Annotated in this window: 5 protein-coding genes and 1 pseudogene; 5 read left to right on the forward strand and 1 reads right to left on the reverse strand. The window is 61.8% G+C overall.

All coding sequences use genetic code 11. The annotated features are described in order from the left end of the window. Window positions 1-339: 339 nt before the first annotated feature. From FFS35_RS18100 to FFS35_RS18120, 5 genes are all read left to right on the forward strand, one after another. Complete coding sequence (locus tag FFS35_RS18100) at window positions 340-2,745, forward strand: glycosyltransferase family 4 protein (protein ID WP_024018499.1); 2,406 nt, start codon at window positions 340-342, stop codon at window positions 2,743-2,745. An 81-nt stretch (window positions 2,746-2,826) separates the two neighbouring features. Further along, window positions 2,827-3,840 (forward strand): phosphogluconate dehydrogenase (NAD(+)-dependent, decarboxylating), encoded by a 1,014-nt coding sequence (gnd, locus tag FFS35_RS18105; RefSeq protein ID WP_119750000.1) that lies wholly within the window; start codon window positions 2,827-2,829, stop codon window positions 3,838-3,840. Beyond that, entirely contained in the window at window positions 3,837-5,267 is a 1,431-nt protein-coding gene (gene zwf, locus FFS35_RS18110; protein WP_024018497.1) for a glucose-6-phosphate dehydrogenase, read from the forward strand. The genes gnd and zwf overlap by 4 nt, the downstream gene beginning before the upstream one ends. After that, window positions 5,264-6,079, forward strand: coding sequence for a Cof-type HAD-IIB family hydrolase (locus tag FFS35_RS18115; RefSeq protein WP_024018496.1), 816 nt, complete (start codon window positions 5,264-5,266; stop codon window positions 6,077-6,079). Before zwf ends, FFS35_RS18115 begins: the two co-directional genes overlap by 4 nt. Before the next feature lie 202 nt (window positions 6,080-6,281). Further along, window positions 6,282-7,049, forward strand: a complete 768-nt coding sequence (locus FFS35_RS18120) for an HAD-IIB family hydrolase (protein ID WP_024018495.1) — start codon at window positions 6,282-6,284, stop codon at window positions 7,047-7,049. A gap of 100 nt (window positions 7,050-7,149) precedes the next feature. Here FFS35_RS18120 and FFS35_RS18125 read toward each other — a convergent pair. Then, window positions 7,150-7,569 (reverse strand): annotated as a pseudogene (locus tag FFS35_RS18125) (glycosidase); the annotation flags it as partial. Window positions 7,570-7,668 lie beyond the last annotated feature (99 nt).

The raw sequence follows: 7,668 nt of genomic DNA on the forward strand, positions 1-7,668 counted from the left end.
ACGCCGGTCAGCAAGTCCTGCGCACATTACGTAACGCGACGTGTGTGTGCTTGCCATAAATCGAAGAAATGCAAGCCAATCGCCCAAGTCACCGCGCCAGCATTAACGCCGTCAGGCCGGCGCGGCCGCGCAATCCTGTGTCCAAGCTGCTTAGGCGTGGAGACAGAATATTGGCCTTGACTCTGGACGGTGGTCGAAGCCCGACAACACGGTCGGATCATGAACCCCATTGCTCGGCAACCGTCGTCTTGCCGCGGCGCGAACACGAGGGAGCAGCGGACGCGGCCCCCAAGGCGGCATGAGCCGCTCTGAGAGATATTTTCATATTTGAGGTCGAGCATGAACCACTCTGTGATCATTCCCCCGCTCAAGCGTATCGCTGTCGTAGGAACCTGCATTCCAAGGCAGTGTGGCATCGCCACCTTCACCAACGATCTGCAGCAGGCGTTGAAGAACTGCGATTCCGATCTCTCTTCAATGACGATCGCGTTGACGGACGATGCCAACACTTACGCCTATCCGCCCGATGTCGCCCTGGAGATCCAGCAGGCCTCGCCCGCGTCCTATGCAGTCGCCGCCGACTTCCTCAACGTGTCGAACGTCGATCTCGTTTCTCTTCAGCACGAGTTCGGGATCTTCGGAGGTGAGGCCGGTGAATTCATCCTTGGCCTTCTCAGCGGCCTCAACGCTCCGATCGTCACGACGCTGCACACCGTACTGGCCAACCCCAACCCTGCACAACGTCGCGTCATGGATGGCATCATCAAACACTCATCCCGCCTCGTCGTCATGGCGGACAAAGGACGGCGCATTCTGCAGGACGTCTATGATGTCCCGACCGAGCACATCGCCGTGATACCCCACGGCGTTCCGGACCGCGCCTTTATCGATCCGGCGATGGCGAAGCACAAACTGGGACTTGCAGACCGGACCTTGTTGATGACCTTTGGCCTGCTTGGTCCAGGCAAAGGTATCGAAACGGCAATTCGCGCAGTGCCGGCACTCGTTCGCGACCATCCCAATCTGCTCTATATGATTGTCGGCGCGACCCACCCCAACCTCGTTAGGGATGAAGGCGAACGCTATCGCGATAGCCTCGTTGCACTCGCAACCGAACTCGGCGTCATCGAGAATATTTGCTTTGTCGACCGTTATCTCTCACTGGATGAGCTGCTCGACCATTTGGCTGCATGCGATATCTACCTATCGCCTTACCCCAATGAAGCGCAGATCGTTTCAGGAACGCTCGCTTACGCTGTTGCCCTTGGTAAAGCGGTCGTCTCCACGCCCTTCTGGTATGCGCAGGAACTGCTCGCCGACCATTGTGGCGTGCTGGTGCCTTTTTCGGAACCGGATGCACTCGGAGCTGCCGTCGCTCGATTGATCGTCGATGGCGCGTCGCGTAGCGAGATTAGAACCCGCGCGTACGAGCGCGGTCGCGCGATGATCTGGTCGAGCGTGGCGAAGCAGTACCTGAAAGTCTTCTCCGATGTCCGATTTGAAAGACGCTCCGGCGCTTCTCGGGCTATACGTCCTGTAAATGACGAAGCCTGGAACAGGGCGCTTCCACCGATAAACACGGACCATCTCGCCGCTCTTACCGACATGGTCGGCGTAACCCAGCACACAAAATTCGCGGTTCCGGACCGGAGACACGGCTATTGCCTCGATGACAACGCGCGCGCGCTGTTGCTTCTCTCCGAACTATCGACGCTGCGTTCTCTTACTCCACACGAGGAGCAGCTTGCGTTGACATATGCCGCATTCGTTGAGCACGCCTGGTCGCCAAAGGATAACCGCGTCCACAATTTCATGGGGTTCGACCGCACATGGCTCGACGATGCGGGAGCCGACGACGCGCATGGCCGCACGGTCTGGGCGCTGGGGGCGGTCGCAATGCGAAAAGACGATCGATTCCTGGACGGATGGGCCGCCGCGCGCTTGCTGGAGATGGCGCCGGCGTTGGTAGCGCTGACCACGCCGCGTGCCTGGGCCTACGGGCTGCTCGGCATCTCAAAGCTTCTCCGGCGCTTCCCGGGCCATCGCAATCTGGAACAGCTGCGAGGAGAACTGTCCAATCGCTTGTTCCAACGTTGGTCTGACGCCGCCGCGCCCGACTGGATCTGGTTCGAAGACAGGCTCGGCTATGACAATGCCCGATTGTGTGAAGCTCTCATCGAAAGCGGCCATGACACTGGCAACGAGTCTCACCTTGATGCCGGCCTCGATACGCTGCGCTGGCTGATGACGCTGCAGACGGCTGAAGCTGGGCACTTTCGGCCGATCGGAACCGAAACATTTGGAAGCGACAGGCGGCGCCCGCAGCCGTTCGACCAGCAGCCTCTCGAGGCTTGTGCAGCGGTGAGCGCATGCCTTACCGCGGCCCGAGTCACCAGCGACGTCCGGTGGAAGCGCGAAGCGCGCCGGGCCTTCAATTGGTTTCTCGGGGCAAACGACCTTGGCATCCCCGTCGTGGACGTCGAACGAGGCGCCTGCTTCGATGGTCTCCATCCAGACCGGCGCAATGCCAACCAAGGCGCTGAATCGACGCTCGCATATCTTTCCGCACTGACCGCGATCCTGAGCACGGCCGAACAGGATAGCTCGTCGAGCAGAGCGGCACGCGTAGTCGAACTCTGCGCGGCCGGTACTAAGCCTCTCAGGCGGGTACCCAACGGGGTCCGAACAGGTCTTCCCGAAGACCGCCCAGAAGCTCAGCTTTCCTGTGGATGCCCAAATCCATGACGACGGTATCGGCTCAGCCGGCTGAAAAGGCCCGAGCGCTCAAAAGGTCCGCGACCGACTCCATCGGTCCGTTGGCGATGGATGCCGTACAGAAAGCTGAGGCATGAGCAGATGCGTATAGCGATGATCGGCCTCGGCAGGATGGGTGCCAATATCGCGCGCCGTCTGATGCGCGGCGGTCACGAGATCGTCGCCTATGATCGGAACCCGCCGCTGGTGGCCATGCTGGCCGGCGAAGGCGCGACCCCCGCCGCTTCGCTTGAGGAGGTCGCAGCCACGCTGGAGGGGCCGCGCATCTTCTGGGTGATGCTGCCAGCCGGACCGCCGACGGAGAGCACGATCGAGACGCTGATGGGCCTCGCCTCCCCAGGCGACATAATCATCGACGGCGGCAACAGCTTCTACAAGGACGACATCCGCCGGGCGAAGCTGTGCGCCATGAAGGGGCTCCACTATGTCGATGTGGGCACCTCAGGCGGCGTGTGGGGCCTCGACCGAGGCTATTGCATGATGATCGGAGGCGATGCTGCGACGCTCGTCAGTCTCGATCCTCTCTTCGAGGCCCTGGCACCAGGCTTCGGGACGATCGCACGCACGCCGGATCGCGGCGATCCCAACGAGGATGCCCGTGCCGAGAAGGGCTATATCCACACCGGTCCCGCCGGCTCGGGCCATTTCGTCAAGATGGTGCACAACGGCATCGAATATGGCTTGATGCAGGCCTATGCTGAGGGGTTCGACATCCTGAAGGGCAAGTCATCGGCCAAGCTGCCGGAAGACGAGCGCTTCGACCTCAACCTGACGGACATCGCCGAAGTTTGGCGTCGCGGAAGCGTCATCTCCTCGTGGTTGCTCGATCTGACCGCAACGGCGCTCGCGAAGGACCAAATGCTGGAACAATTCTCCGGCCAGGTCGCGGATTCCGGCGAGGGTCACTGGACGATCGAGGCGGCAATGGAGGAGGCAGTCCCTGCCTACGTGCTCTCAGCGGCACTGTTCGCGCGCTACCGCAGCCGCGTCGACACAACGTTCGGCGACAAGCTGCTCTCGGCGATGCGGTTCGGCTTCGGTGGCCATGTCGAGATGCCGCAATGAGCGATGCTCCGACTGCGCCCTCTGCCACCTTCGTTATCTTCGGCGCACTCGGAGACCTCGCCCGCCGCTTGCTGATACCCGCGCTCGTCAACCTCGCTCGGGCCGACTTGCTGAAGGAGGATTTGGCGCTCGTCGGTGTCAGCCATCATGACATCGACGACGAACAGCTGCGCGCGGCGCTTGACGAAGGCGTGGAGGACGATGCCAACTGGCAATGGCTCCGCAGTCGTATCCGCTATTTGAAAGGCGATTTCGCCGACCCGGCAATGTATCAGGGTCTCGGCCGCCAACTCGCCGGCAACGCGATATTCTACCTCGCCACCGCGCCGACTTTCTTCGGGACCGTCGTCAATCAGCTCGGCGATGCAGGACTGCTCACCGAGACCGATGGTTTCCGCCGCGTCGTGATCGAAAAACCGTTCGGGACCGACCTTGTCTCCGCGCAGGCGCTGAACCGGCAAATCCTTTCCCGCGCCAGCGAGTCCCAGATCTACCGGATCGATCATTTCCTTGGGAAGGAGACCGTGCAGAACATCATGGTCACACGCTTCGGCAACACCATGATGGAGGCCGTCTGGAACAACCGCTACGTTGACCATGTCCAGATAACGGCGGCCGAGGCAGTGACCGTCGGCACCCGCGGCAGATTCTACGACGCCACCGGCGCATTGCGGGACATGGTTCCCAATCATCTCTTCCAGCTACTGGCGATGATAGCGATGGAGCCCCCGATCAGCTTCGATGCCGATGCGATCCGCACGGAGAAGGAGAAGGTGATTGCCGCCATCCTGCCGATCGACCCGGCCGAGGCCATTCGCGGGCGCTATTGCTCGGGCTCAGTCGCTGGCAAGGCCGTTCCCGCCTATCTCGACGAGCCCGACGTGGACCCTGCCAGCCGCACGGAGACCTTCGCCGCACTCAAGTTGCACGTAGAGACATGGCGGTGGTCGGGCGTGCCCTTTTATCTACGCACCGGGAAGGCGCTGGCGACCCGTGATACCGAGATCGTCGTCCAATTCCGCGACGTGCCGCTGGCGCTTTTCCAGGAGACGGTGGTGGACCGGCTGCCCCCCAACCGTCTTGTGGTGCAAATCCAGCCCGACGAGGGCATCAGCCTCGAGTTTGTGGTCAAGCGGCCTGGGCTCGTCGTGAACACTGCGCCAGTGGCAATGGATTTCCGCTACCGTGACCATTTCGACGTTGGCCACCAGACCGGCTACGAAACTTTGCTGTATGACGTGCAATCCGGCGACCAGACGCTGTTTCAGCGCGCCGCGCAAATCGAAGGTGGCTGGCGCGCTGTGCAGCCGCTCCTCGATCTGTGGACGCAGGGCACTCCCGAGGACTATGCCGCAGGCAGCGCCGGCCCAGAAAGTGCGGATGCGCTGATGCACCGCTCGCATCGACGCTGGCATCACCTGGGATGAGCAGCCCTATTCGCCTGATCGTCTCCGATATAGATGGCACGCTCGTCCGCCAGGACAAAAGCCTCTCCGAAGGCGTCATCTCTGCAGTTGGACGCGCCAGAGCAGCTGGTATTGCGGTGAGCCTGATCAGTGCTCGCCCGCCCAGCGGCATGCTTTGGATCGCGAGACGGCTGGAACTCCCGGGCGTCATCGGCGCTTTCAATGGCGGCACGATCGTCGAGACGGATGGGGCTGTCATCTCGGCCGACCAACTCGATCCCGAGTGCGCCGCGCGGACGCTCGCCCTGCTCGAGCACCCAGCCGTCACGCCCTGGCTGTTCACGGGCGGCCTCTGGTACGCACGCGCGGCCGACGATGTGTACGTTCCGCGCGAGCGCCGCGCGGCAAACATCGAGCCGATAATCAGGGACAACTTCGCGGGATTGCTCGCACACACTGACAAGATCGTCGGCGTCAGCAACGACCAAGCACTCCTCGCGCGACTTGACGGCGATATCGCGGCAGCGCTCGGACGCTCTGCGACTGTCGGCCGTTCACAGCCTTACTATCTCGACATTACCGCCGCCCAGGCCAACAAAGGTGATGGCGTCGCCGCCCTGGCAGCCGCGATCGGAGTGCCGCTCGCCAACGTTGCCGTCTTGGGGGACGAGCGCAATGACCTTCCAATGTTCGCGCGCGCTGGCCTCTCAATTGCGATGGGACAGGGTCCCGACGCGGTCCGCTCAGCCGCTGACCAGGTGACTGTGTCGAACGAGGAGGACGGCGCTGCCCAGGCGATAGACAATATCATCCAGACGGAGGCTGCGAGATGATCCAGCCATTGTCGGTCGCGCCATCGATGTGCGCGACGAGGTGGCGCGCAAAAAATGTGCAGCGCCGCACGAGCCGGGCCAAAGGCGGATCCGCTGCGGCATCTTGGAAAGGCGCATCGCGTTCGGAGATCCACCAGAGCCGGCGATCGTGCCTTAGCGCCGCCTACCTGCCGAGCGACCGCACCCTGATTGGAGTCCACCGATGAAGCGACTTTTCGCCTTCGATCTCGACGGCACGCTGGCTGAAAGCAAGCAGCCGATCGACCAGAATATGGTCGAGTTGCTTGCCGCGCTGCTCGATCTCGTCGGCGTCGCGGTTATCTCCGGTGGCGACTGGCCGCAGTTCGAAGCGCAAGTCGTGTCGCTGCTGCCGAGCAGTGCCAACCTCCGGCAGCTCTTCATTATGCCGACGACGGGCACCAAACTCTACCGTTTCGAGAGCAGCTGGAAACCAGTCTATGCTGATGTGTTCGACCCCGACGAACGCCAGCGCATTCTGCGCGCGTTTGAACAGGCTCTGGACGAGATGGACCTGGCGCACGAGAAGATATGGGGCGAGCGGATCGAGGACCGCGGAAGCCAGATTACTTTCTCTGGACTTGGACAGGAGGCGCCGCTCGATGCAAAGAAAGCGTGGGATCCCGACTTCGCCAAGCGCAAGGCACTGCAGGCGGCGCTTCGATCACGACTGCCGGAATTGTCCGTCAACGTGGGAGGATCAACCTCCATCGACATTACTCGCCAAGGTATCGACAAGGCCTACGGAATGCGCCGTCTTTCCGAGGAATCCGGCATTCCGCAGTCGGCCATGCTGTTCATGGGGGACGCGATCTATCCCGGTGGCAATGACGATCCCGTTCGCGCAGCCGGAATCGACGTAATCCCCGTACGAGACGTGGCGGAGACCCGAACCGCGATCATGGCAATCCTCGCTTGCCTCGCGCCTGATCCCGCTCTGGCCGAGCAATAACCACAGGTGCGAGATGACCCGCCGCCCGGGCGCGTCTCACGCCGGCCGGAACAAGAATTCTCCACCCGGCGGCCGACTATTCCCTGTGAGCCAAAGTGACCTACTCCATCACATCGAGGAGATTGTCGATCGATGCCGTAGCGAAGGCAGTAAAGCTGTCCGCCACGCCATAAGGGAGCAACATCGTCCGACCCTGAACAATCGCACCGCAACTGTAGACGACGTTGGGCACGTAACCGTCTCGCTCGTGGGGACTGGGGAAGAGCACCGGGCGCGGCGTGCGGGCCAGCAGCTTCGATGGGTCGTTCTTGTCGAGCAGACACGCGCCGATGCAGTAGTTTCGCACCGTGCCGACACCGTGGGTCATCACCAGCCAGCCTTCGTCGAGCTCGATCGGCGACCCGCAATTTCCCACCTGCACGAATTCCCAGGGGAACTTTGGCGTAATGAGCTTTTCGCCCCCTTCCCAGTTCAGCAGCTCATCGGAAAAATGTAGCCAGATGTTCTTGCTTGTCCGCCGTCAGCACCAATGGCACAGATTTGAGGTTGTGATTTAAGGAGGATCTGGGCTTCGTCGTAGTGACGAAGGAACGAAGATGAAGCCCAGATCCTCCAATGT

The organism is Sphingomonas sp. 3P27F8 (assembly GCF_005502745.1).
Lineage (GTDB): Bacteria > Pseudomonadota > Alphaproteobacteria > Sphingomonadales > Sphingomonadaceae > Sphingomonas.

Excerpts from the sequence above, each read along its gene's own strand:
- FFS35_RS18100 (WP_024018499.1), top strand. The coding sequence starts at position 340 with ATGAACCACTCTGTGATCATTCCCCCGCTCAAGCGTATCGCTGTCGTA.
- gnd (WP_119750000.1), top strand. The coding sequence starts at position 2,827 with ATGCCGTACAGAAAGCTGAGGCATGAGCAGATGCGTATAGCGATGATC.
- zwf (WP_024018497.1), top strand. The coding sequence starts at position 3,837 with ATGAGCGATGCTCCGACTGCGCCCTCTGCCACCTTCGTTATCTTCGGC.
- FFS35_RS18115 (WP_024018496.1), top strand. The coding sequence starts at position 5,264 with ATGAGCAGCCCTATTCGCCTGATCGTCTCCGATATAGATGGCACGCTC.
- FFS35_RS18120 (WP_024018495.1), top strand. The coding sequence starts at position 6,282 with ATGAAGCGACTTTTCGCCTTCGATCTCGACGGCACGCTGGCTGAAAGC.